The organism is Neorhizobium fuzhouense, assembly GCF_042611105.1.
GTDB classification, from domain to species: Bacteria; Pseudomonadota; Alphaproteobacteria; order Rhizobiales; family Rhizobiaceae; genus Neorhizobium; species Neorhizobium galegae_A.
This window is the reverse complement of the sequence record NZ_JBHFFP010000001.1, coordinates 255,358-279,912: the sequence shown is the minus strand read 5'-3', so window position 1 is coordinate 279,912 and position 24,555 is coordinate 255,358. Positions and strand designations below refer to the sequence as shown.

At 62.3% G+C, this 24,555-nt stretch carries 24 protein-coding genes; 8 read left to right on the top strand and 16 right to left on the bottom strand.

The annotated features are described in order from the left end of the window. The first annotated feature begins 249 nt into the window (after positions 1 to 249). Positions 250 to 1,323 carry a porin gene (locus ACEXP3_RS01440; RefSeq protein ID WP_377295654.1) on the top strand — a complete coding sequence of 358 codons (1,074 nt, stop codon included), beginning with the start codon at positions 250 to 252 and terminating at the stop codon, positions 1,321 to 1,323. A 230-nt stretch (positions 1,324 to 1,553) separates the two neighbouring features. Here ACEXP3_RS01440 and ACEXP3_RS01435 read toward each other — a convergent pair whose 3' ends face one another. Next, positions 1,554 to 2,426: an alpha/beta fold hydrolase gene (locus ACEXP3_RS01435; protein ID WP_377295653.1), complete on the bottom strand. Its 873-nt coding sequence runs from the start codon at positions 2,424 to 2,426 to the stop codon at positions 1,554 to 1,556. An 87-nt stretch (positions 2,427 to 2,513) separates the two neighbouring features. After that, on the bottom strand, positions 2,514 to 4,580 hold the full coding sequence (locus tag ACEXP3_RS01430) for a lytic transglycosylase domain-containing protein (protein WP_377295652.1): 2,067 nt from the start codon (positions 4,578 to 4,580) through the stop codon (positions 2,514 to 2,516). A gap of 217 nt (positions 4,581 to 4,797) precedes the next feature. Here ACEXP3_RS01430 and dapA point away from each other — a divergent pair, with 217 nt between their 5' ends. After that, the gene (gene dapA / locus ACEXP3_RS01425) at positions 4,798 to 5,682 is read left to right on the top strand and encodes a 4-hydroxy-tetrahydrodipicolinate synthase (RefSeq protein ID WP_210103034.1); all 885 of its coding nucleotides are present in this window, start codon (positions 4,798 to 4,800) and stop codon (positions 5,680 to 5,682) included. 139 nt (positions 5,683 to 5,821) lie between these two features. Continuing rightward, positions 5,822 to 6,298, top strand: a complete 477-nt coding sequence (smpB, locus tag ACEXP3_RS01420) for an SsrA-binding protein SmpB (RefSeq protein ID WP_210103033.1) — start codon at positions 5,822 to 5,824, stop codon at positions 6,296 to 6,298. Positions 6,299 to 6,384: 86 nt separating this feature from the next. Here smpB and ACEXP3_RS01415 read toward each other — a convergent pair whose 3' ends face one another. Further along, positions 6,385 to 6,672, bottom strand: coding sequence for a hypothetical protein (locus tag ACEXP3_RS01415; RefSeq protein ID WP_210103032.1), 288 nt, complete (start codon positions 6,670 to 6,672; stop codon positions 6,385 to 6,387). Positions 6,673 to 7,075: 403 nt separating this feature from the next. Between ACEXP3_RS01415 and ACEXP3_RS01410 the strand changes: the two genes are divergently transcribed. Continuing rightward, positions 7,076 to 8,047, top strand: coding sequence for a flagellin N-terminal helical domain-containing protein (locus ACEXP3_RS01410; RefSeq protein WP_377295651.1), 972 nt, complete (start codon positions 7,076 to 7,078; stop codon positions 8,045 to 8,047). Between the two features lie 58 nt (positions 8,048 to 8,105). Here ACEXP3_RS01410 and ACEXP3_RS01405 read toward each other — a convergent pair whose 3' ends face one another. Beyond that, the gene (locus ACEXP3_RS01405; protein WP_210103030.1) at positions 8,106 to 8,372 is read right to left on the bottom strand and encodes a hypothetical protein; all 267 of its coding nucleotides are present in this window, start codon (positions 8,370 to 8,372) and stop codon (positions 8,106 to 8,108) included. 193 nt (positions 8,373 to 8,565) lie between these two features. Here ACEXP3_RS01405 and ACEXP3_RS01400 point away from each other — a divergent pair, with 193 nt between their 5' ends. Continuing rightward, a complete protein-coding gene (locus tag ACEXP3_RS01400; protein ID WP_377295650.1) occupies positions 8,566 to 9,786 on the top strand; it encodes an MFS transporter in 1,221 nt (406 codons plus the stop codon). 30 nt (positions 9,787 to 9,816) lie between these two features. Here ACEXP3_RS01400 and recO read toward each other — a convergent pair whose 3' ends face one another. Next, on the bottom strand, positions 9,817 to 10,569 hold the full coding sequence (gene recO / locus ACEXP3_RS01395; protein ID WP_377295649.1) for a DNA repair protein RecO: 753 nt from the start codon (positions 10,567 to 10,569) through the stop codon (positions 9,817 to 9,819). Between the two features lie 143 nt (positions 10,570 to 10,712). Between recO and ACEXP3_RS01390 the strand changes: the two genes are divergently transcribed. Then, on the top strand, positions 10,713 to 11,102 hold the full coding sequence (locus tag ACEXP3_RS01390) for a hypothetical protein (protein WP_377295648.1): 390 nt from the start codon (positions 10,713 to 10,715) through the stop codon (positions 11,100 to 11,102). A gap of 261 nt (positions 11,103 to 11,363) precedes the next feature. Here the strand turns inward: ACEXP3_RS01390 and era are convergent, their stop codons facing one another. From era to rpoZ, 8 genes are all read right to left on the bottom strand, one after another. Then, positions 11,364 to 12,326 carry a GTPase Era gene (gene era, locus ACEXP3_RS01385; protein WP_377295647.1) on the bottom strand — a complete coding sequence of 321 codons (963 nt, stop codon included), beginning with the start codon at positions 12,324 to 12,326 and terminating at the stop codon, positions 11,364 to 11,366. 8 nt (positions 12,327 to 12,334) lie between these two features. Continuing rightward, positions 12,335 to 13,051: a ribonuclease III gene (gene rnc / locus ACEXP3_RS01380; RefSeq protein ID WP_377295646.1), complete on the bottom strand. Its 717-nt coding sequence runs from the start codon at positions 13,049 to 13,051 to the stop codon at positions 12,335 to 12,337. Then, on the bottom strand, positions 13,051 to 13,797 hold the full coding sequence (gene lepB, locus ACEXP3_RS01375; protein ID WP_377295645.1) for a signal peptidase I: 747 nt from the start codon (positions 13,795 to 13,797) through the stop codon (positions 13,051 to 13,053). The genes rnc and lepB overlap by 1 nt, the downstream gene beginning before the upstream one ends. 84 nt (positions 13,798 to 13,881) lie before the next feature. Continuing rightward, positions 13,882 to 14,289 carry a holo-ACP synthase gene (gene acpS / locus ACEXP3_RS01370; RefSeq protein ID WP_210103024.1) on the bottom strand — a complete coding sequence of 136 codons (408 nt, stop codon included), beginning with the start codon at positions 14,287 to 14,289 and terminating at the stop codon, positions 13,882 to 13,884. A 32-nt stretch (positions 14,290 to 14,321) separates the two neighbouring features. Next, entirely contained in the window at positions 14,322 to 14,903 is a 582-nt protein-coding gene (locus tag ACEXP3_RS01365; RefSeq protein ID WP_281067717.1) for a DUF2062 domain-containing protein, read from the bottom strand. 61 nt (positions 14,904 to 14,964) lie between these two features. Beyond that, a complete protein-coding gene (locus ACEXP3_RS01360; protein WP_210103022.1) occupies positions 14,965 to 15,117 on the bottom strand; it encodes a DUF3563 family protein in 153 nt (50 codons plus the stop codon). Positions 15,118 to 15,251: 134 nt separating this feature from the next. After that, on the bottom strand, positions 15,252 to 17,489 hold the full coding sequence (locus tag ACEXP3_RS01355) for a RelA/SpoT family protein (RefSeq protein WP_210103021.1): 2,238 nt from the start codon (positions 17,487 to 17,489) through the stop codon (positions 15,252 to 15,254). A gap of 134 nt (positions 17,490 to 17,623) precedes the next feature. Beyond that, positions 17,624 to 18,037: a DNA-directed RNA polymerase subunit omega gene (gene rpoZ, locus ACEXP3_RS01350; protein WP_210103020.1), complete on the bottom strand. Its 414-nt coding sequence runs from the start codon at positions 18,035 to 18,037 to the stop codon at positions 17,624 to 17,626. A 286-nt stretch (positions 18,038 to 18,323) separates the two neighbouring features. On the opposite strand from rpoZ, the gene ACEXP3_RS01345 reads away from it, so the two are divergent. Beyond that, on the top strand, positions 18,324 to 18,902 hold the full coding sequence (locus ACEXP3_RS01345; protein WP_210103019.1) for a LabA-like NYN domain-containing protein: 579 nt from the start codon (positions 18,324 to 18,326) through the stop codon (positions 18,900 to 18,902). Positions 18,903 to 18,980: 78 nt separating this feature from the next. On the opposite strand, the gene ACEXP3_RS01340 is transcribed toward ACEXP3_RS01345, so the two are convergent. Genes ACEXP3_RS01340 through ACEXP3_RS01330 form a run of 3 tightly spaced genes read right to left on the bottom strand, consistent with a single transcriptional unit; the run spans position 18,981 to position 23,227 of the window. Beyond that, complete coding sequence (locus tag ACEXP3_RS01340) at positions 18,981 to 19,826, bottom strand: MOSC domain-containing protein (protein WP_377295643.1); 846 nt, start codon at positions 19,824 to 19,826, stop codon at positions 18,981 to 18,983. 10 nt (positions 19,827 to 19,836) lie between these two features. Further along, the gene (locus ACEXP3_RS01335) at positions 19,837 to 20,499 is read right to left on the bottom strand and encodes an HD domain-containing protein (protein ID WP_377295642.1); all 663 of its coding nucleotides are present in this window, start codon (positions 20,497 to 20,499) and stop codon (positions 19,837 to 19,839) included. Further along, positions 20,492 to 23,227, bottom strand: a complete 2,736-nt coding sequence (locus ACEXP3_RS01330; protein WP_377295641.1) for a DUF2339 domain-containing protein — start codon at positions 23,225 to 23,227, stop codon at positions 20,492 to 20,494. The genes ACEXP3_RS01335 and ACEXP3_RS01330 overlap by 8 nt, the downstream gene beginning before the upstream one ends. Before the next feature lie 254 nt (positions 23,228 to 23,481). Here ACEXP3_RS01330 and ACEXP3_RS01325 point away from each other — a divergent pair, with 254 nt between their 5' ends. Next, a complete protein-coding gene (locus ACEXP3_RS01325) occupies positions 23,482 to 24,513 on the top strand; it encodes an ABC transporter substrate-binding protein (protein WP_377295640.1) in 1,032 nt (343 codons plus the stop codon). Positions 24,514 to 24,555: the final 42 nt, after the last annotated feature.

Genomic DNA, 24,555 nt, shown 5'->3' with positions numbered 1-24,555 from the left:
TAAGGAATTTAACAGGTTAGGCGCAAATGTGGCGGCACTGTGCGCTGCAGTAAGGCTGAATGCCTAAAAAAAAGGCGGCGGTGGGTGACTCTGTCACGAAAGCGCAACACATTGTCTGCTGCGGAACGTGGAGCGACAAATTCGGGACGTTTTTAATTTTCCCCGTCCGGCGATCGGTGGTTAGATAACAGCAATTCAGGCGACGGTTCGTTACCTGATTGTTTCTAAACAACGTCCCGAGGAAAAATCATGAACTTTAGAGCTGTCGTCCTGAGCTCGGTTGCCGCACTGTCGTTCGGCTCCGTCTCCTACGCCGCTGATGCCATCGTGGCTGCAGAACCTGAGCCCATGGAATATGTCCGTGTTTGCGACGCCTTCGGCGCCGGCTTCTTCTACATCCCGGGCTCGGAAACCTGCCTCAAGATCGGCGGTTACGTTCGTTTCCAGACCGATTTCGGCCGCGCTCTGTCGGGCACGTCTGACTGGAACTCCTTCACCCGCGCTCAGCTTGAGCTCGATACCCGCTCTGACACCGAACTCGGTGCCGTTCGTGGCTTCATTGGCCTGCGCGGCAATGCCGACAATTCGTCCGATCGCGGCGTCAACGTCGACCAGGCCTTCATCGAAGTTGCTGGCCTGAAGGTTGGTTACTTCTACAGCTGGTGGGATGACGATCTGTCCGGCGAAACGGATATCCTGTCGTCCAACACGACGCAGTACAATGCCGTTCGTTACACCTACACGGCTGGCGCCTTCTACGCTGGTATCGCTGCTGAAGAGCTGGAAGGCCGCCTTGCTGGCGACGTGACGGGAAGCTTCAACAACCTCGGCGTTCCGAGCGCATACATTGCTAAGGCTGATAACAATGTCGGCATCAGCGGCACGGTAGGCTTTGCTGCAGGCCCGGTCACGGCTAACCTGATCGGCTCCTACGACACCGACGCTGAAAACGGCGCGATCCGCGGTATCGCTTCGGCCAAGATCGGCCCCGGCACGGCAAGCATCGCTGCTGCATGGGCAAGCGGCGCAAACGCCTACTACGAAGAATCCGAGTGGACGGTTGCAGCTGAATACGCTCTTGCCGTCAACGACAAGCTCAGCATCACCCCCGGCTTCCAGTACTTCGGCACGGTTGACGTCAATTCTTCGGGCGACTTCACCGGCAGCCGCGATGCATGGCGCGCTGGCGTAACGCTGGACTACAAGCTGGCTGAAAACCTCACCACCAAGATTGCTGCCAACTATCAGGATATCGATGGTTCGCGTGCAAACGGCGGCGGCGACTCCTGGACGGGCTTCTTCCGTCTGCAGCGCGGCTTCTGAGGTCAGCCTCAGGAAGGCTTGATGCCTTCAGTGCCCAAACTTCGAAACCCGCCTCACAAGGGCGGGTTTTTTGTTGTTATCTCCTACCGCGATGTGATCCTCGGCGTTGCGACGGCCCAATAAAGGCAAAGCGTTGGAGATGCTCGTGACAAGCCCGAGCATGACGGAGGAATGCAAAGGCAATTTCGGCTCCCTGATCGTCGTGGCGCCGCGACCTCATGCGCCGGGCGTCAGTCCACCTGATACAAAAAGGTTCTGATCGCGGCGGGCAACTCGCCAAGATGCAGCAGCGGAGCGTGGCCCTGGCCCGATGCCGTGATAACGGTGAGGGAAGGGCGGTGCTCTTTCATGCGTATAACCGTCTCCGGCGTCAGAAGCTTTGAATGCGCACCGCGAATCACCATCATCGGCACGTCTGGAAACGCATCGAACTGGGGCCAGAGCGCCGGGAGCGGTTGGGTGAGGTCGAGACTTGCAAAGCCTTCGGCAATCGCCGGGTCGCAGTCGGGCTCCAGTCCGCCCTCTCGCTCCACATAGACTGCGTGGGCGAAGGTTCTCCAGTCGGCCTCGGCAAGGGCCGGGAAGTCGGTTCCGTGTATGCTTTTCAGCAGCGCCGCCGCCTCGGCCCAGGATGTCGGCCGTACCGGTGAGCGCAGATAGTCCTGGATCTGGCGCAGTCCCTCCACACCCAGTTCCGGTCCGATATCATTGAGGATGACGGCAGAGATCCGCTGCGGCGCAAGACCCGTCAGCACATGCAGGATGAGACCGCCGCGCGAGGTGCCGATAAAGGCGGCCTTGTCGATACCGCAGCGGTCGAGCACCGTGAGCAGGTCCTGCGCTTCGACGACCGGCGTATAGGTGGCCGGGTCGGTGGCGCGCTGCGAACTGCCGCGCCCGCGGTAATCGATGGCGATCACCCGGCGCGGCTTCTCGCTATCTTCTGCAATCGTTTCGGCGATCTCGTGAAAGTCGCGAGCGTTACGGGTGAGCCCCGGAAGGCAAACGAGGGGAAGCCCGTCCGATCCGGCGCGCGCATCGTAGATCCGGTAGCCGAGCCTCAAGCCGTCCCCGGCCGTGACATACTGCTGCAGCCATTCCATGACACGCTGCCTCCCATTGCCATTCCCCAAGGCTAGCCGATCAGAGGCTGGAAGGGCAGGGCGAATTTGATCGCGTAAGGGATGGCGTCAGCGCCGGCCGAATCGGAGGTCGTCCTCGATATCGGCGCTCTGGCCAAGGCGTGTCTTGTAGACCTGATAGTTTTCCATCACGCGCTGCACATAGTTGCGGGTTTCCGGAAAAGGAATGCGCTCGATCCAGTCGACCACCTCGTCCAGGGACTTGCCGCGCGGATCGCCGTATCGCTCGATCCATTCGGGAACGCGGCGCGGGCCGGCATTATAGGCAATGAAGGTGAGGATGTAGGAGCCGCCAAAACTGTCGATCTGTTCGCCGAGATAATGCGCGCCGAGCGTGGCGTTATAGCCGGGGTCGTTGGTCAGCCTTGCCGGTGTGAACGTCATGCCGTGACGGGTGGCGACACCCTTTGCCGTGCCCGGCAGGATCTGCAGGAGGCCGCGTGCATCGGCGGATGAAACAGCGGCCGGGTTGAAGGCGCTTTCCTGGCGCGCGATCGCATAGGCCAGCGCCTTGCCGGAGCCTTCGATATGGGCGCTCGCCGGAATGACGCCGATCGGAAAGGCGAGTGCCGCCACATCGATGCCGCGGTTGAAGGCGGACTTTCCGATCTGCAGCGAGAGCGCATGGTTGAAATTGCGCTCGGCGCGGGCGGCGAGAATCGCGAGTTCCCCGGGGCTCGTCAGCTGGTCGGCAAGGGCCCGGTAGAGGGCGTCGGCCCGCTCGTTGTGGCCGCTCGCATCCAGCCGGTCGATCGCCCGCACCGCCTCGCGCGCATCAAAGGTCCGCCGGTCGCTCGGCGTCGGCACCGGATAGGAGACGTTGATCGATTTCGTCTTCAGGCGCGCCGCCGCCAGCTGACCATAAAAGGTTGCCGGATAGCGGGCAGCCTTGGCGTAGAATTCCGACGCGTGGCCCGTGCCGCCCTGTTCTGCCGCGCGGCCCAGCCAGTAGAGCGCGCGCGAGGCCGATAGCGGTCGCGAGGAGGCGGAAAGGATGCGTTCGAAATGTTTTGCAGCCGTGGCGGGGTCGTTCAACCCGCGCAGCGCATACCAGCCGGCATGAAATTCGGCGTCGACGACATCCACCGTGTTTTTGGCGTCATGACCGGCCGCGATGCGGTAGGCTTCGCGGAGGTCTCCCTTGTCGGCAAGGCCGCGGGCGATGATGCGTCGCTCATTCCACCATTCGGTGGAGTTTACCTGCTCGCTGTGGTCGCGCGGTGTCCGCTCCATCACGGCCGCCGCCTCGGCATAGCGATCCTGCTGGCGCAGATACTCGATGCGGGCAAACTGGTAGGCCGGATCGCGCGCAAAGCCGGAGCCGGCCGCATCAAGAAGTGCACCGGCATTTTTGGCCTTGCCGATCACCGCGCTCCAGGCGGCGTAGAGCGGCTGGGCATGGCCAAGCCCGGCAAACCGCTTCGCTTGCGCCGTGCGGCCGCGATACATCAGGTAATCCATCCGCGCCCGGTGATCGGAGATCGAGATCAAAGGCAGAAATTCGGCAAGGATGCGATCCTCCAGATCCTTGTCGAGACCGTAGCCCGTCCAGAACGGCCGAAGGGTCGCGGATGCCTGCGCCGCCTTTCCGGTCGCAACCAGCGCGCGGGCAAGAAGAATGGCGCCTTGCGGCGTTTCCGGCGCAGTGCGGCCAAAGGCTGCCAGCACCTCGCCGGTCGAGGGGTTCTCGTTAAACAGCGCCCGCTCGGAAGCGCCGCGCAGCCGGCCAAGACCCGGCCAGCCCTGCAGCTCGCTTTCGGCGGCTGCAATCTCCTGCGAAGGCACGGTGCGAAGGCCGGAGGTGACGATCGCCCAGGTCATCAGATGGCGGTCGAGCGATCCCTCCGGAAGCCCGTCGCGCACGGCAAGCGCATTGGCAACGTCATTGGCCGACAGAAAGTCCAGCCCCGCCTTCAGCTGGGTGGTCGGTAGCGTGGCTTCGGGACGCACGGCGGTGCGGGAAATGGAACCGGTATATTCCGGCACGGACACGCGCTCCAGCGCCGCCGGCCGCTCGATCGGCAGCGGCACGGACCCATCCGGCAACGGTGCGGCCGGAAGACTTCCCGCGCAAAGGCAAAGCCCGAGGCCTCCTGACAGAAACGACTTTCTCATCCCTCAATCCGCGGCAAGAATTCTTCTATCCTATTAGTTGACGTGATGATTAACAGAGGCTTACCAAAACACGGCGGGGGGCGGATTTCCCGATCACGATCCGCTCAGAAACCGGAAAGACCCTGCTTGTTTCAACCTATTGGCCGCACTATGGTGCCCGCCACATTATCAGACAATACGGCCGAAGCATGAAGAGCGGTCGTTCGGGAGTTATCGCATGTTCAAGGGGTCCATGCCCGCGCTTGTCACGCCGTTCACCGACGCAGGCGCGGTGGACGAGGATGCTTTTGCCGCTCACGTCGAGTGGCAGATCACCGAGGGCAGCACCGGCCTCGTGCCGGTCGGCACGACCGGCGAATCGCCGACGCTGTCGCATGCGGAGCACAAGCGCGTCATCGAACTGTGCATCGAGGTTGCGGCAAAGCGCGTGCCCGTCGTGGCCGGCGCCGGCTCCAACAACACGCGCGAGGCGATCGAGCTTGCCCAGCATGCCGAACAGGCCGGCGCCGACGGCCTGCTGGTCGTCACCCCTTATTACAACAAGCCGACGCAGAAGGGGCTGATCGCCCATTATGCGGCAATCGCCGATGCCGTGTCGCTTCCGATCATCATCTACAACATCCCCGGCCGTTCCGTCATCGATATGACGCCGGAGACGATGGGTGCGCTGGTGAAGGCGCATTCGAACATCGTCGGCGTCAAGGATGCGACCGGCAAGATCGAGCGCGTCTCTGAGCAGCGCATGACCTGCGGCCCGTCCTTCGTGCAGCTCTCGGGCGAGGATGCGACCGCGCTCGGCTTCAACGCCCATGGCGGCGTCGGCTGCATCTCCGTGTCCGCCAATGTCGCGCCACGGCTCTGTGCCGAATTCCAGCAGGCGACGCTTGCCGGTGATTACGCGCGCGCGCTCGACTATCAGGACCGGCTGATGCCGCTGCACAAGGCGATCTTCATGGAGCCTGGCGTCTGCGGGGCAAAATATGCCCTCTGGCGTATCCGGGGGCTGAACCGCACGGTGCGCTCGCCGCTCATGTCGAGCCTCGAAGCGTCCACGGAAGCGGCCATCGATAACGCCCTGCGCCATGCCGGCCTGTTGAACTGACGGCGTCTTCGCGCAGAAGGGCCGCGGTTTTGCGGCCCGGCTTTTCTTCCGCCCTGCGCCACACTACATAGGGGAGGACGGCCGCTCCGGCGGCCCAAACGGACTTCCTCAGACACTCAGACGGATCGGATGAGCTTCCATGGCACCCAGGGGCAGCCAGCGCGTCGTAAACAAGATCGTTGCGGAAAACCGCAAAGCGCGCTTCAACTACGAGATCATCGACACCTACGAGGCCGGCATCGTGCTGACCGGCACGGAGGTCAAATCCCTGCGGGACGGCAAGGCGAATATCGCCGAATCCTATGCGTCCGATGAAGGCGAGGAAATCTGGCTGATCAATTCGCATCTGCCGGAATATCTGCAGGCGAACCGCTTCAACCATGAGCCGCGCCGACGCCGCAAGCTTCTGCTCAACAAGCGCGAGATCAACCGGCTGCGCGTCGGCATCAACCGCGAGGGCATGACGCTCGTGCCGCTGAAGATCTATTTCAACGAAAAGGGTCGGGCGAAGCTGGAACTGGCGCTGGCCAAGGGCAAGAAACTGCACGACAAGCGCGAGACCGAGAAGGAACGCGACTGGAACCGGCAGAAGAGCCGGCTCTTGAAAACCGGCTGACGCTTCTGCCGCTTTCCATGTCATCATCAAGGCCGTGGTGCGATGTGCCCCACGGCCTTTTTCATGTTTTTTGGAGCTGGCTCCTTTTAACGCCCGCCAAACCCCATCGCCATCATCGATGCGGCCCGGTGTGCCTCGCGCAGAAGTTCATCCTGCCGGCGGGCGCGGTCTCTTGCGTCGTGAAACCCCTCGCGGCCGTCCTCAAGCCCGATATCACGCAACTGATAATCATTGAGCCCCACGGTCGAATTGCGTTTGGTGCGGCGGCGAACGATCCAGAACAGGCCGGGAAAAGCAAAGAGGCGACGGATGCGGTTGCCCGGCATCGTCTCGGTTGCTGGCAAGATTTCTGCGGTCTGGTCGATCGTGCGCATGGCTCACTCCTTGTCGATGAGGCACGAAATAGTGTTCCCGTTCTGCCGGTGGGGCAGCGGGCAACGGTGATGGGTTGGGGGTTGCGGGTATCGCCTCAGGGCGGCTGCGGGAAATTGTCGCAGAAGGACCCATTCGTCCAGCAAATGTTTTGAATGATATCCATCAGCCGGATTGATCCTGCTCCCGGGCCGTCACCCGACGAGGAAGGGGCGCAGGCACCGGGCCGGTCACCACACAGAGCACGGCGGACCTGTCTGCGATCAGAATTCTCGTCACGCTTTAAACGGCCATTAAGGTTAGCGATGCATAAATTTGGACATCAGCAAATTACCGAACCGGTAACCATGTTTTTTTACCGGTTCGGCCCCCCTGTGTTCGTGTATCGTTTGAGTAGAGTGTCGTATGACGAGTATCATGACCAATACGGGCGCCATGGCGGCGCTTGCCACCTTGCGCGACATCAATCGCGGTCTGGAGACGACGGCAGACCGGATGGCCAGTGGTCAGCGTATCGGCCAGTCGAAGCAGAATGCCGCCTACTGGTCGATTGCCGCCACGATGAAATCCGACGACAAGGCGCTGGCGGCCGTTCAGGACGCGATGAATCTTGGCGCGGCCACGGCAGACACCGCCTATGCCGGCCTCACCGCCTCCATCGATGTGGTCGATGAGATCAAGTCCAAGCTGATTGCCGCCCGAGAGCCCGGCGTCGACAAGGAAAAGGTCAACAAGGAAATCGACCAGCTGAAACAGCAGCTCGTCTCGATTACCGATTCGGCAAGCTTCAACGGCGTCAACTGGCTGAAGCTCAACGATGGTGCCGCCACCACGGCAAAGGTCGCCGCCTCCTTCTACCGCGACCTCAACCGCAGCGTCTTCATGGATATGATCGAATTCGATCTGGTGGCCCGAGACGGTACCATCACCACGCTGGTCGACAACCGCTCGACCGGTACCAATGGCGGTGCCGGCATTTTCACCAACACGCAGTTTGCCATCAATGCGGGGGCAAGCGCCAATTATGTTCTGGTCGTCAACCAGAGCAACAGCACGTCGGGTGTGGAAATCGCGCTCACCAGCAGCACCACCAACGCCCAGCTGGACGACATGATCACGGTCGTCGAGGATATGCTGCAGATGATGGCTGATGCCGGCGCGACCATCGGTTCGGTGCAGTCGCGGGTGGATACCCAGCTCGACTATACCTTTAAACTCCGCGACTGGATGAAGGGCGGCATCGGCACGTTGATCGATGCCAACATGGACGAGGAAACCACCCGCCTCAAGGCGTTGACGACGCAGCAGCAACTGGCGATCCAGGCGCTCTCCATCGCCAATACCCAGCCGCAAAACGTTCTGTCGCTGTTCCGCTGACCGGCGGTCCACGCGCCATCGGGAAGGTGAGGGGCCGATGACGGCCCCTCGATGACGATTACGGTCGGTAGGTCACCTTTGAGCCGGAGCCGTTGGGCGTGAAGACGAGCCCCGCATCATCCGCCTGCGTGATCTGATAGGTGCCGGGCTGCCGGCTGTTGCCGGTAAAAGTGCCCGCCGCGTAGTTGAACCTGTGATTGTTGTTCCAGGTGCACGGCGTCGGCTGCTCGTCGATCTGAACAGCCACGCCATCGTTCACCGCAACTCCGCCAAGCGTCAGCGGCGCCACGTTGAAATTTCTGAAATAGATTTGGACCCAAACCATCTGGCTTTCCTTTTGTGGGAGTGGATCCGCCCACACTCTCTATAGTGATTTACAACCATTAACGCAATTATAAATTGTATTTGCGCGGCACGGTTCGTGTCTGCAATCAATTTCGCTGATGGATGCGCCAGCAAAACTTGCTTTAGCCCCGCTGCATGTTCCGCTATTGTTCGCGCAAACGGGAGCTTCAAAAATGTCGGACAGAACGGCGCCGGGCCTGCCCTGGCCAATCATCGCCAGCGGATCGCTGATCGTGCTGCTGGTCTTCGGGCCGCGCTCGGCCATGGGCTTCTTTCAGCTGCCGATGCTGGCGGACAAGGGCTGGGACCGCTCGACCTTCGGGCTCGCCATGGCCTTCCAGAACCTGTTCTGGGGATTGAGCCAGCCGTTTTTCGGCGCCATGGCGGATCGATACGGCACCGGGCGCGTCCTTGCCGCTTCCGGCGTGCTCTATGCGCTGGGCCTTCTCGTCATGGCCCATGCGGCGGCCCCTCTCTGGCTGCATGTCGGCGGCGGCATTCTGGTCGGCACGGCGATCGGCGCCGGTTCGTTCAGCGTCATCCTGTCGGCCTTTGCCCGCAATGTCACGCCACAGCAACGCTCCATGGCGTTCGGCATCGGCACGGCGGCGGGCTCTGCCGGCATGTTCCTGTTTGCGCCGATCAGCCAGACGCTGATCAGCCTGTATGGCTGGTCGGACAGTCTGGTCATCATGGGCGTCATGATGCTGGCCGTGCCGCTTCTCGCCTATCCGTTGCGCGGCAATGCGCTCTCGGGCACGCAGAGCAAGGCGCAGTTCGAGCAGAGCGTGGCGGGCGCGCTGAAGGAAGCCTTTGCCCACCAAAGTTTTCTCCTGCTTGTCAGCGGGTTTTTCGTCTGCGGCTTCCAGGTGGCGTTCATCACCGCGCATTTCCCGGCCTATCTCGGCGATATCGGCATCGATGCGCGCTATGCGGTCATCGCCATGGCCTGTATCGGCTTCTTCAACATCATCGGATCGCTCGCCGCCGGCGTCATTGCCCAGCGCTATTCCAAGCCTTACTTTCTGGCGCTGATCTATGTCGCCCGGTCGATTGCCGTGACGGCCTTCCTGCTTCTGCCGCAGTCGCCCACCTCCGTCGTCGTCTTTGCCATCGTCATGGGCTTGCTGTGGCTTTCCACCGTGCCGCCCACCAATGCGCTGGTCGCCATCATGTTCGGCACGCGCCATCTCGGCCTGCTCGGCGGCATGGTGTTCCTGTCGCACCAGATCGGCTCGTTCCTCGGCGTCTGGATGGGCGGCTTTCTCTATGACCGCTTTGGCTCCTACGATGCGGTCTGGTGGCTCGGCGTCGCCCTCGGCCTGTTTGCAGCGGTCGTCCACTGGCCGATCCGCGAGCGGCCGGTGGAGCGGCCCCTGGTGCCGGCGCTCTAAGCCTCGCTCCGAAGCCTTACTCCTGAAGACTCACTCAGGCGGCGCGGCGGGAAGGCGTGAAAGCGCCTTCAGCGCCGCCTGCACGAAACCGTGGCGAGCGGCGTTTTCAGTGATGCCGCGCGGCTCATAGACATGCCGGTTGAGGAAGAAGCCGCTGAGGCGGAAGGCGGCGGCGAGGCTTTGCGGATCGGCGCTAAGTTTTGCCTGCGGCGCAAGAAAGGCCGGCAGCGCCAGAAGCCGGTCCGCATAGGGCGCGCCGGCGGCACGGCTGACTGCCCGCCCGCTTTTCGGCGACACATAAACCAGATCCTCCAGCGTTCCCGTCGCCGCACATTCGGCAAGATCCAGCCCGAAGCCGAGATCGTTCAGCACCGCAAGCTCGAAGCGCACGAAGAGTTCGCCGGCGCCGGCCGGATCGTCCATGTGGTCGAGGATGAGATCGAGCGCCTCAAAAAGATGCGGATGCGGATCGCGTTCCGGCAGAAGCCGCAGCAGCGAGCCCATGGCCTGCACGCCGTAAAGGGCGGTGGCGCTTTCCATCAGGCGGGCGGCGCGCAGATTGACCGGTTCCAGCTTGAAATCGCCCAGATGCTCGTCGAGCCGGGCGCGCCACACGGCCTCCACGCGGTTGCCCGGCTGCAGCACCGGCTGCATGCTGCGCGAGCGCCCGCCGCGCACCAGGCCCATGTGGCGGCCGCGCGTGCGCGTCATCAGTTCGGCCACGACGCTGGTTTCGCCGTGGCGACGCACGCCGATGATGATGCCTTCGTCCTGCCACTGCATGCCGGCCAAATTCCTGTCAGTCTATCCGCATGTTAGCCCATCGCGATACGGCATTGAACCGATTTGTCCGGCATCGGCTGGAGCCATGGAACAAAAAGCCGGTGCCGGGTGTTGCTGGCGCGAAAACAAGACAGGGAGTTCCCATGCGCCACGCCATTGCCGCCGCCTTTCTCTTCGCCATGCCGACCATCGTTGTCGCCGCACCGCCGGCATCCGCCCAATCTGCCGGGCTTGAACAGGCCTGCGTCAATGTCGCGAAGAACTTTCTCCTGTCGCCCAAGCTGACCACCGGCGTCGTGCAGTCCTTCCCGGAACTCGATCCGCCCGGCGCGCGCCTCACCTATGCGACGCGCGACAATCCGCAGCCGGTCGATTTCACCAATCAAATCGAATGCGAGTTCAACAAGGCCGAGCCACCGTACGGCCTTACGCGCTTCTGCATCTCCAGCACCTGCTATTCGTCCACTGAGGAAGAGCCGGAACATCGCCGCCGCTATCTGGAGGTCAAGGCGCTGATGGACCGTCAGAAGTAAAACGGGCCGCAAGACGCCGTCAGACTGCTGGCAGAAGGAGCTTTCAGCTTTCTTCCGTCATGCTCGGACTTGTCCCGAGCATCTGCAACGCCATGATATCATTGAACTTTATGGATCCTCGGCACAAGGCCGAGGATGACGCCGGGGGAATGAGACGACCGTATCAGCAATCTAACGGGCCGCAAGGCGCATGATCCATGATTGCGAGCATGGCCAGTTGCCTGAAGGGCGGGGCTGGCGTTTGCCACCCCAACCAACCCATCAGCCGCGCGGAAATTCCAGCCCCATTTCGCGAAAACGCTCCGGGTCGTCGCCCCAGTTTTCGCGCACCTTCACGAACAGGAAAAGGTGCACCGGCTGCTCGAGGATTTCGGAGATTTCCTTGCGCGATGCGGTGGAAATCGCCTTGATCGCCTCGCCGTTCTTGCCAAGCGCGATCTTCTTCTGGCTGTCGCGCTCCACATAGATCACCTGCTCAATGCGCACCGATCCGTCCTTGCGCTCTTCCCACTTTTCGGTTTCGACGTGGGAGGCGTAAGGCAACTCCTGGTGCAGGCGCAGGAACAGCTTTTCGCGGGTGATTTCGGCGGCAAGCTGGCGCATCGGAAGATCGGAAATCTGGTCTTCCGGATAATACCACGGTCCCTCCGGCAATTCCTTGGCCAGATAATCCATGAGGTGCGTGCAGCCCGAACCGGTTGTTGCCGAAATCATGAAGGTCTGCTCGAAGGCGACCTTTTCATTGGCGATCTGCGCCAGCTTCAACAGGTCTTCCGGGCGCACCCGGTCGATCTTGTTGAGAACGAGGATCTTCGGCTGGTGGACATCCTTCAGCCCGTCCAGAATGGCTTCCGCATCGCCGCGAATGCCGCGCTCGCTGTCGATCAGCAGCATGATGCGGTCGGCATCCTTGGCACCGCCCCAGGCGGTCGTGACCATGGCGCGATCGAGCCTGCGGCGCGGCTTGAAAATGCCGGGCGTGTCCATGAAGACGATCTGCGTGCGGTCATGAATGGCGATGCCGCGCACGATGGCGCGCGTCGTCTGCACCTTGTGGCTGACGATCGATACCTTTGCGCCCACCAGGCGGTTCAAGAGCGTCGACTTGCCGGCATTGGTGGCGCCGATCAGCGCCACGAAGCCGGAGCGCGTCGGGCGCTCGTCCACGGGCGTATCGGTTTCGCTCACCGCGTCTTCGGCGGGAATGTTGTCTTCTTGCGTCATCAAGTCCTTCAGCCTTCGTTGGCGGGCTTTTGCCACACGCCTTCACGTTCGAGCATTTTCGTCGCCGCCACCTGTTCGGCCGCGCGTTTGGAGCGTTCCACACCGGTTTCCGGGGCAACGCCCTTGATCGACACGGTGACGGTAAAGCGGGGATCGTGATCCGGGCCGGAGCGGTCGTCAACCGTATAAAGCGGCGTCGTGCCGAAACGGGCATGCGACCATTCCTGCAGCTCGGTCTTGGCATCGCGCTTGGCCGCATCGGCGCGGGTGGCGCGGGCCTGCCAGTTGCGCAGGATGAAGCCGCGCGCAGCCTCCAGGCCGCCATCGAGATAAAGTGCGGCAATCAGGCTTTCAACCACGTCGGCGCGCACGTTCAACATGCGCTTTCCCGTGAGCTTCTTCACGTCGGCGCCGGTGCGGATGAACTCGTGCAGACCAAGCTCATCGGCAATGCCCGCACAGCTTTCGGCGCTTACCAGCTGGTTCAGGCGGACGGAAAGCTCGCCTTCGGTGGCGCTGCGAAAGGTCGTGAACAGCATTTCCGCCACGCAGAGGCCGAGAACACGGTCGCCCAGGAACTCCAGGCGCTCATAATTCGCGACCTTTGCGCTGCCGGTGCTGGCATGGGTCAGCGCCCTGTCCAGCCATTGCTTGTCCGAGAAAGCGTGGCCGATGACTTTCTCAAGCCTCTGGCGTTCTTCCCCGGATAGCGATGTCGACTTCATCAGTTGACCACCTTGAACAGACGATCCCAGCGCATATTGGCCGGCCAGTTCCAGATCTCGCGGAACGAGGTATCGTTGCCGAGCGAGAAGAAGATCACGCTGGCGCGTCCGACGAGGTTTTCCGCCGGAACATAGCCGACATCGAAGCGGCTATCGAGCGAGTTGTCGCGGTTGTCGCCCATGAAGAAGTAATGGCCTTCCGGCACCATGAATTCGCGGGTGTTGTCGCCGCGCGAGACGGGCGACTGGTCGAGCGTGTCATAGGTCTTGCCGGTGTCGAGCGTCTCGCGGAACACGGGCACGTCGGCGCCCGGATCCAGGCGGTAATCGGAGGTGAAGGTGCCATCGGCCTGTTTCGGAACCGGCTGGCCGTTGATGTGCAGCACGCCGTTGATCATCTGGATGCGGTCGCCGGGCAGGCCGACGAGGCGCTTGATGTAATCGACATCCGGATCGGTCGGCAGGCGGAAGACGATGACGTCGCCGCGCTTGGGAGGCGAGAACTCAAGCACGCGGCCGGAAAACAGGTTCGGCGAGAACGGCAGCGAATATTTCGAATAGCCGTAGGCGAACTTGTTGACGAAGATGTAGTCGCCCACGAGCAGGGTCGGCATCATCGAGCCGGAGGGAATGGTGAAGGGCTGGAACAGCACGGTGCGGATCACCATGGCGAGCAGCAGCGCCTGGACGATGACCTTGATGTTTTCCCAGAGGGCGTTCTGCTTCTTGTCGGTTCGTTCTGCCACGTGTGCGTCTTTCGTTTCCAGCGTTTTGCGCTTCTCTAAACTCTTAACCCAAGGCGGGCAATGGGCTTGACCGTAAGGGCCTTTTCACACCGCCGGAAGCGGCCGGGCCTCGATCACGACAAAGGCCTGCGCATAGGGAAATTCATCGGTGATGGTGAGGTGGATGATGGCTTCGTGGCCCTCGGGGAGAAGGCTCTGCAAGCGCTCGCCCGCGCCGTTGGTCAGCGCCATGGTCGGCTTGCCGGAGGGCAGGTTGACGACACCCATGTCGCGCCAGAACACGCCCTGCGCAAGGCCGGTGCCGAGCGCCTTGGAACAGGCCTCCTTGGCGGCAAAGCGCTTGGCATAGGAGGCCGCGCGCATCTTGCGCCCGTCGGATTTTTTCCGCTCGATCTCGGTGAAACAGCGATGTGTAAAGCGATCGCCAAAGCGTGCGATGGATTTTTCCACCCGCCGGATATCGATGAGGTCGCTTCCCATGCCAATGATCATGCCCGTTCTCCCTGCGGCCGGTCTGACTGATGTCAGGGCGCGCGCTCATTGTCCACCGCCTGGGTGGCGTGACTGCGCGCGAGGAAATTTGCCCGTCGCGCGGCACGGTACCTTCTGATCCCCACAAAAGTGGCGATATAGCAGCAGAGGCCGGTCAAAATCGCGGGAGGAAGTGCGCCGATGGCCAGCGGTTCGAACACCGGCTGCCACAATTCACGCACATGAAAGCCTTCAAGCAGATGCAGAAGATCGCTCGTGGAGGTCGCGGCGTTGGGCGCGCGACCGAGCATTTCGTGGCCGATCTGCCAGGTGATCGGCAGAATGAAGGGAATGGTCAGCGGATTGCTGAACGCGGTGCCGAGCGTCGCGGCAATGAGACTTGCCCGAAACAGGAAGGCAAGCGCGAGCGCCATGGCAATGTGAAAGCCGAAAAACGGCGTCCAGGCGGACATCAGTCCGATGGACAGACCTGCGGCTACCGCATGGGGGGATCCACCCATTCGCAAGGCTCTTGCCCGGACATAGCGCCAGGTTCGCAAGAGGCCCTTGCGACGTCTGTTCTTCAGCCCGCGGGAAGGGGCGGGATGAGCTTTCTTGAAAAGACTGAACGGCATGAAAGCGCGCATGGGTGTCTACCGGTCCTTGCCGGCAGGGCCCGGCGCTTCGCTTGCGCGATCAGAGGCCCTTGCGGAACATGCCGCGATCGACCTGGCGCATGCGATATTCGAGTTCGATCGCATCGTTCGATTCATTCAGATAGGCCATTTCACGATCCTGAACAGTGGGAGCGCGAAGGGCGCGGGCGATAGTGCGAAGCGGCTTGAACATTGTTATCTCCTAATGTTGCGTTGCACAACATATAGTCGATGCCCGTGCGTTCCACCAACGCGACCTTCCCTCATCAGCCTTGCGTCTAGTGCATAGCGGCAGGACATCATCCTGCCGCAGTGCTTAACAGGTGGTCAGTCGTAGACACGCTTGACCGTGGAAACGCAGTCGAGATCCTTCAACTGTGTCAGAAGCTGGTTCAGATGGCGCAGGTCCCAGACCTCGACTTCCAGCGCAAGCTCGGAGAAATCGGCCGCCACCCGTCCCATCGTCATGGTGCGGATATTGATGTCGAGGCCGGCGATCTTCTGGGCGATGGTGGCAAGCGTGCCCGGCTCGTTCAGCGCATTGATGGCGATCTTGGCCGAGAACCGCTGCTTGTTGGCGGCGTCCAGATCCCAGCGCACGTCGATCCAGCGCTCCGGCTGGTCGTCGAAGCGCTGCAGGGCCGAGGCCTGGATCGGGTAGATCGTCATGCCCTTGCCTTCGTCCATGATGCCGACGATACGGTCGCCCGGAACGGCGCCGGCGGGCGCGAAATGTACCTCCATATGGCCGGAGAGCCCGCGGATCGGCAGGGGATCGGGGCCGTCGATCTCGCTTGCGGCCTTTGTCGCATCATGGGCCGTACGCTCGCCGCCCGGCAGACGGAACATCATGCCCGACGCGCTCTGCATGTTGAACCAGCCCTGGTCGGCGGCGGGCTTGATCGTCGTGCGCTCGTCCTTGAAATCCGGATAGACAGCCTTCAGCACGTCGAGCGACGACAATTCGCCGCGCCCGACGGAGGCGATGGCATCCTCCACGTCCTTCTGGCCGAGCCGGTGCAGCGCAGGCTTCAGCACCTCGCGCGAAAAGGCCTTGCCCGCCCGCTCGAAGGTGCGTTCCAGAATGCGGTGGCCAAGCCCGGCATATTGTTTGCGGATCGCCATGCGGGTGGCGCGGCGGATGGCCGCGCGGGCCTTGCCGGTGACGACGATCTCTTCCCAGGCCGCCGGCGGCACCTGTACGCCGGAGCGGATGATCTCCACCTCGTCGCCATTGGCAAGTCGGGTGACGAGCGGCATGATGCGGCCGTTGATCTTTGCGCCGACCGTGGTGTCGCCGATATTGGTGTGAACGGCATAGGCAAAATCGATCGGCGTTGCGCCGCGCGGCAGGGCGATCAGCTTGCCCTTCGGCGTGAAGCAGAACACCTGGTCCTGGAACAGTTCGAGCTTGGTGTGTTCGAGAAACTCTTCCGGGTTGTCGCCTTCGGCCAGCGCCTCGATGGTATGGCGCAGCCACGAATAGGCATTGCTCTCCCGCGACAGCAGTTCGCCCGGCTCGCCGCCCTCGCCATCCTTGTAGAGGCTGTGGGCGGCAATGCCGTATTCGGCAATGTCATGCATGCGCCGCGTGCGGATCTGCAGCTCGATACGCTGGCGTGACGGCCCAACGATCGTGGTGTGGATGGAGCGGTAGTCGTTCTGCTTTGGCGTCGAGATATAATCCTTGAACCGGCCCGGCACGACGCGCCAGCGGGTGTGGACAATGCCGAGCGCCCGATAGCAGGCTGGCACGTCATCGACGATCAGGCGGAAGCCATAGACATCCGACAGCTGTTCGAAGGACAGCGACTTTGACTGCATCTTGCGGAAAACCGAATAAGGCTTCTTCTGTCGCCCCTTGGCGGTGGCGTTCAGCAGGCCGTTCGCCACCATGAGTTCGCGCAGCTCATCCTCGATCTTGGCAATCAGCCCTTCGTTGCGGGCCGACAGTTCGGCCAGCCGCTTGGTCACCGTTTCATAGGCTTCCGGGTTGAGATAGCGGAAGGAGAGATCCTCCAGCTCGTCGCGCATGTCCTGCATGCCCATGCGGCCGGCAAGCGGCGCATAGATATCCATCGTCTCTTCGGAAATGCGGGCGCGCTTGTCGTCGCGCATATGCTCTAGCGTGCGCATGTTGTGCAGACGGTCGGCAAGCTTTACCAAGAGAACGCGCACGTCGTCGGAAATGGCGAGCAGCAGTTTGCGCAGGTTTTCCGCCTGCTTGGCCTTTTTCGAGACGAGATCAAGCCGCTTGAGCTTGGTCAGGCCCTCGACCAGGCGGCCGATGTCCTCGCCGAACAGTTCGTCGATCTCGGCGCGCGTGGCGGTCGTATCCTCGATCGTGTCATGCAGCAGTGCGACAGCAATGGTGGACTCGTCGAGATGCATCTCGGTGAGGATCGCGGCGACTTCCAGCGGATGCGAAATATAGGGATCGCCGCTCGCGCGCTTCTGCTGGCCATGCTTCTGCATCGCATAGACATAGGCCTTGTTGAGCAGAGCCTCGTTTGCGTCGGGCTTGTATTTCTGGACCCGCTCGACAAGCTCGTATTGCCGCATCATGCTGTAGAAGATCCTTTGATATGGCCCGGACAAAAAAGAAAAAGGCGCGCCAACCGTGAGATTGGCGCAGCCATCATTATTCAGACAACAAGATTATGGCGAGATCATTGACGATCGGTAATCGTCACCGATCCTCAATAGTCGTCGCTTTTTTCCGGCGGGACCAGACCCTCGATACCAGCCAGCAGGTCTTCTTCCGACATCTGGTCAAAGGTCAGCGTTTCCGGCAGGTCGTCTTCGTCCAGACCCTTGTCGGCGCCAGCCGATGCGCCGGCATTGGCGGCGATCAGCGTCGACGGATCGGGCTCGGGCTCGTCCACTTCCACATGCTTCTGCAGCGAGTGGATCAGGTCTTCCTTCAGGTCGTCGGGCGAGAGCGTCTCGTCGGCGATTTCGCGCAGGGCCACGACCGGATTCTTGTCGTTGTCGCGGTCGATGGTGATCGAGGCGCCCTGCGAAATCTGGCGGGCGCGATGGCTGGCGAGCAGCACCAGCTCGAAACGGTTATCGACTTTGTCGATGCAATCTTCTACGGTGACGCGGGCCATTGCCTGTCCTTCTACGATCGGTATTCAGATGATTAGGACGCCGGATACAGGCAATGGGCGAGGAATTCAAGTTTTTCCTCGTCCGCCCTTGCGCTCCATCCCGCCCACGACCAAATGAGGCCGGGATAAGCGTTCGAAATTGCTTTGATAAAGCCGAATCGTGAATTACACGTCTTTTATATGAAGATATAGTAATGTTGCAGATCCAGCCTCGCCCATTTTGCGTAGGGGGCGCCAGGGAGAGGCCGGTGACTCATAATTAATTTGAGAATGAATGGAGGAAACCATGTTTGACCCCAGGGAAAAAATTGCCCTTTTTATCGACGGCGCCAATCTTTATGCCGCCTCGCGCAGTCTTGGATTCGATATCGATTACCGCAAGCTTCTGAAGGCGTTCCAGAAGCGGGGCTATCTGCTGCGCGCTTATTATTATACGGCGCTGATCGAGGATCAGGAATACTCGTCCATCCGGCCGCTCATCGACTGGCTGGATTACAATGGCTACAAGGTCGTGACCAAGCCCGCCAAGGAATTCACCGATTCCATGGGTCGCCGCAAGGTGAAGGGCAATATGGATATCGAGCTGGCCATCGATGCCATGGAGCAGTCGGAAACCGTCGATCACCTGGTCCTGTTTTCCGGTGACGGCGATTTCACCACGCTGGTGGAAGCCCTGCAGCGCAAGGGCCGCAAGGTCTCGGTCGTCTCGACCATGGCCACCCAGCCGCCGATGATCGCCGACGACCTGCGCCGCCAGTCCGACCACTTCATCGACCTCATCTCGCTGAAGGCCGAAATCGGGCGCGATCCCTCCGAGCGCGTGCAGCGCCCGGTGGAGCCGACGCCCGAGCAGGCCGAGGTCTGATCGTCGGCGTCAGGCGCAAAATGCGTCTTATACGGGAGAGCGCCTATCCCAGCATGCCGCATGGCGTTGGGACAGGTGTTAGCGGCGCTTGATCGGCCAGGGCGCGCGCCGGTCGAGGACTTTTGCGGCATCTCCGACGGCAATCCTGCCCGAGCCCACCGGGACGGCGTTCCAGCCGAACAGCGGTCCCGGCACGCGCCGGTCTGCCGACATGCGGATGCGGCCCATGGCCGGCATCGGGCTTGCGCCCTCGCGCGAGCCGGTCTTCTGGTCCTGCGTCGTCATGATGCAGCGTGCGCAAGGTTTGACGAGGTAAAGCACCACGCCGCCGATCTCGATCGAGCCCCAGCCGTCCTCGGCAAAGGGCTCGTCATGGTCGATCACCACATTGGCGCGAAATCTGTCCATGCCGACCGGTTCCTCGCCATGGGCTGCCATGTCGGCATTGAGCGCGGCCAGCGATCCGGTTGTGGTCACCAGGATCTGGTAGCCATCGCCAAAGGCAACCGGGGTGTCAGGGCCGGCCCAGTCCGCGCTGGCGCTGCGGCGTGACATCGCGTCGAAATGGACAAGCTTGACCGGGCGGCCGAGCCACTGCGACAGCGTGGCATTCGCCGCATCATCGGCAAGTGCCGCGCTGACAGGCGTATCCCAGACCGTCACGTCCAGCCGCCGATCGACCGGCGGCGTCTTCACGTCCAAGGCCTCTTGCCCGTCGATGGACAGTGTCAGTCGCGCGTCGCCCAGAGCTGCCGAGATTTGCGCCAGCGCCGGCAGTTGCCGTTGCGTGATGAAGGTGCCGGAGGGATCGGTCAGCATCCAGCGGCGGTCATGCTCAAGCCCCCAGGCATCGATCGGGCTTTCGGCGAGCGCCACGCCGCGCGCGCTCTTCAAGGGATAGATGCCAAGGGCTGAGATGCGCATGAAAAAATCCTCAGATTTCGTCGAGAAACAGATCGCGGAACTCGGCAAGGCGCCGGTGCCGCTCGCTTGCCAGCTGAAGTCCGGTCGGGGTCTGGAAACCATCGGCCAGCCGCAGCAGCTTCAACTCGAAATGATCGAGCGAAAACGCCTTGTCGTCCAGCACGCGGTATTCTCCTTTCGGATCGGCCGGCTCATAGAGTTTCGAGCCCATGCGGCCGGCCGTATAGAAGGTGCGGGCAATGCCGATGGCGCCGAGCGAATCAAGCCGGTCGGCATCTTGCAGGATTTTCGCCTCCAGCGTCTGCGGCGCAAGGCCTGCCGAAAAACTGTGGGTGAGGATGGCATGGGCCACCGCCGCGATTTTTTCCGAAGGCCAGTTCATGTCCCGCAGGATGCTGCTCGCCTTTTCGCTGGCAAGCCGTGACGACTGCGCCCGCTCGGGATGGTTCTTGGGCAGGGATACGCAATCATGCAACAGGACCGCGGCGGCAAGGATTTCACCGTCGCCGCCTTCCTGCGCCTGGATGCGAAGGGCGTTGTGGAACACGCGCAGAAGATGGGCGAGATCGTGGGCGCCGTCTGCCTCTTCCACGGCGTGGGCGAGAAGCCCTTCCGCCAGCGCTTCGAACGGTGCAAAACGCTGAACGATGGGGCTCAATTCTGCCTCAGGCATCGGCTGCTTCTTTCTTGTCGGCCAGAGTTTCCGTGTCGCTCTTTTGCGCCAGAATGCGCTGATAGAAAAGCCCGATGCCGATCAGCACGCCGCCAAGGCCGATGAAGGACAAGGCGCGCAGGATCCCTTCCAGATTGGCCATGTCGATGAGAAACACCTTGAGCACGGTAACCAGCACCAGGCCCGCCGAAACGAGCCGCAGGCTGCGCAGATTGCGCCAGGAGCCGATGACGAGCAGTCCGACGCCGATCAGCAGCCAGACCACCGAATAGGTATAGGTCTCGCCCTCGATAAATCCTTTCCAGGAGGCAAGGTTTTCCCCCTGCCAGAACCAGCGCACGGAAAGCGTCGCCCAGGCAAAGCCGAGAAGGGCGGCGGTGATGGCAATGAGGGTGACATAGGGCGCCGGCCGCCTCTGGCGTGCAAAGGTGGCAAGCCCCGCATAGGCGAGTGCCGGCAGGAGATAGCCCGGCGCCAGCAGGTTGAGGAGCGGCCAGCCTCCGGTGTTTTCTCCTGAGAAATACGGGTTGAGCGCCCCCAGATGCAGCGTCAGCACATTGAGCGTGGCGATGATGCCCGCCAGCATCGAGCCGTAACGCAGCGCGCGGCTCGGGCTTTTGATGTCGAGCGTCATCAGCACACCCGAGAGACCGATGGTCAGAAGCGTGTAGATCGACTGCTCGCCAAGCGTCGGCACACGGTCATCCAGCACGCCGCCGGAGGCTGCGTGGCGCACCAGAATGGCAAGCGTCAGCAACCCCATCAGGGCGGCCAGGCCCTGCAGCGCATTGAGCGCGCGCCGGCCGGGCCAGCGGCGCAACAGCCAGCAGGCGGCCACGAGAAGCAGCGCCGGCACGCCATAGCCGGGCAGCAGCGCATTGAAGACCGGCGTCGTGGACAGGTTCTGCGGGCCGACGATGGTCGGCTCATAGGCGATGCGCGCCATCACCACCAGGCTTGCTGCCACCATGGCCCAGGGTAGGCCCCGCCAGGCGCGACGGCGCGTGGCAAGAACGAAGGCAAAGCCGAGCATGGCCACGCCGAGCGTCGTGACAAGGCCGTGAGTCAGCGTGTGCAGGCAAAGCGTGAAGGCGCCGAACGCCCCCAGAATGAGGATGTCGCGTGCCAGAAGGTCGCCCGCGCCCGCTGGCTGCCGTCGGGCCTCGCGGTCAACGCTCCACAGGATGGCGAGCCCGAGGGCCAGCGCAAACGCGCCATGTAGCCAGTCGCGGCCCAGCGTCCCCTCGGCCAGAAAGGTGATTGTCGCAAGCGTGACCGGAACGATTGCCACGATGATGGCCCACAGGCCCGCCATCTCCCGGTCCGTGTGGCCACGGCGGTGCTGGAACAGCAGGCCGCAGGCGGCGAGAATGGCGGCAAGGGTGAGGCCGCCAAGAACGGTGCTGCCCGGCAGCGGCAGCCGGGCCGCCGTATCGGTAAGCTGCAGAGGGTCGGTGAGATCAACGCTGAGGTTCATCAGCGTCACCAGCGTCATCCCCCAAAGAGCCGCGAGGGTCGAAAACAGGGCCGGCCAGGCGCCGGGCCTGCGGCCTGCGCCAAGGCTTGCCAGCAGGCCTGTTGCTGCCACGAAGATCAGCATCGGGTCGCCGTTCGTCCCGTTGGCGGTGGCTAGAAGCGTCATGATGGACAAAAGCGTACCAAGCGACACCGACAGCATGATGCCGCGCGGCCGGCGGCCAAGCAGATGGCGAATGCGCCGAAACCTGCCGGCCGCTGCCGCTTGCGCTTCGGCTGCATCCTCAAACAGGCTGCCGGGCCAGAGGAAGGCCGTGCCGGCGATCATCACCAGAAGCGCGATGCCCGGCGGTATAGGATCGCGCAGGTCGGCATAGAGGCAATAGCCGATGACCCACATCGACAGGCCGGCATTGGAGAGGATCGGCAGCAGATGCCAGCGGCGCAGGCGGGCGGCGGCATTGGCGGCAAGCCAGACGAGCGAGAGGAAGCCGAACAGGGCGGCGATATTCTGCGCCTCGGTGGAGACGAGCGCCGGCGTGACGAGCGATGCGGCAAGGCCAAGGCCCGCCAGCGCCTGCCCGTGCAGCAGCGACAGGGCAAGTGTTGCCAGGGAAACGGCTGCGAGCAGAAGGAAGGCGGGCAGGGGGCCGATGAACCCATAGACGCCATAGGCGACGTAGATGGTTGCAAGCAACGTGACGCTCGCAGCAGCCGTCAGCACGCCCGGGATCATTGCATTGGAAAAGGCCTCCAGCCGGTGGGCAAAGGACCGCCGCCGCAGGATTTCGCCGAAAGCTGCGAGCAACAAGGCGAACACGGCGGCAAGCATCAGCCGAACTTCCGGGCCTAGCAGCCCGCTCTCGATCGAATAGCGCACGAGGAAGACACCGCCGAGCGCCAGCGCAAGCCCGCCGACCCACACCGTCCAGCGCGCACCGAGCCGGTTTTCGAAGCTCTCGGCCGGCTTGGCGGTGGCGGGCTTTGCCGGCGCTGCCGGCGCTTCATCGTCCGCAATATTTGGCTCTTGCGCGGCGACCTCTTCCATTGGCGCGGTTATAAGGCGCGTCTCATCCTTGTCGGTCATCGCGGGCGAGGTGGCAGAGGCGATCTCGCCAGCCTGCCCCACGCCGTCAGTCTGGGCCGCGCGAAGCGCCGATACGTCCTTTTCCAGCGCCTGCAGCCGTTGGCCCAGCCGTCGATGCGATGCCAGAAGAGCCAGCAGCAGGACGAGAAGTAAAAGTTCCAGCATGATTGCTCCGCCATAGAGGTTGGGCCTGCTTATATCGTTGCCGCGCCGATAAAGGGAAGGCCGGCGCTGTTGATGCCGGTCTGGTGCGCCGCTGGCTTAATATGTGGGCAGGTTCCGGAGTGCTTGCGGGCAGACTGCCCAAAGGATGCGCAGGCAAGTTGTCGTGATCATATTATGTGCAATTTCGACTTGCAACTCGGCGAAAGACTGGCTTTGATGGCGTGCATCCGCATCATTCCAGGGGGAAACACTCAATGATCACGCGCCGCCTCTTTACCCGCCTTCCGGCCATTGCCGCCTTGGCGCTTGCCACCGGATTTTCCGCGCCGGCGCATGCCGATACGGCGATCAAGTTCACGCTCGACTGGAAATTCGAAGGCCCGGCCGCCGGCTTCCTGCTGGCGCTCGACAAGGGGTATTTCAAGGCGGAAGGCCTTGATGTGACGATCGATAGCGGAAACGGCTCGGTGGAGGCCATTCCGCGCGTCGCAACCGGCGCCTATCAGATGGGCTTTGGCGACATCAACTCCCTGATCAAGTTCCTCGACGAGGACCCGAGCCAGAAGATCAAGGCCGTGCTGATGGTCTATGAGCGCCCGACCTTTGCGGTTGTCGGCCGCAAGTCGCTCGGGATCACCACCGATCCGAAATCGCTGGAAGGCAAGAAGCTCGGCGCACCGCCGCCGGATGGCGCCTTTGCCCAGTGGAAGGCCTTCAAGCAGGTCGCCAAGATCGACGACAGCAAGATCAAGATCGAATCGATCGGCTTTCCGGTGCGCGAACCAATGCTCGCCAAGGGCGATGTCGATGCCGTCTTCGGCTTTGCCTTCTCGGTGATCCTCAACCTCAAGAAGCAGGGCATCAAGGACGAGGATATCGCCACCATCCTGATGGCCGAGCATGGCCTCAACCTCTATGGCAACGCAGTTCTGGTGAACTCCGATTTCGCCGCCAAGAATCCGGAGGCCGTCAAGGGCTTCCTGAAGGCGCTGACCAAGGGCTTCATCGCCTCCGTCGCCAAGCCTGAAGAGGGTGTCGCCGCCGTCCTGAAGCGCAACGAGACGCTCGACAGCGCGATCGAACTCGAACGCCTCAACATGGCGAACGCCATGAACATCAAGACGCCCTATGTCGTCGAAAACGGATTCGGCGGCGTCGATCCGGCACGTCTTGCTGCCTCCATCGAGACGCTGAAAGTGTCGATGGGCCTCAAGGGCGCGGTCAAGGCCGAGCAGGTGTTCGATGCCAGCTACCTGCCGGCCAAGGCCGAGCGCATGCTGCCTTGAACCAAGACCCCTCCCCAAACCCCTCCCCACAAGGGGGAGGGG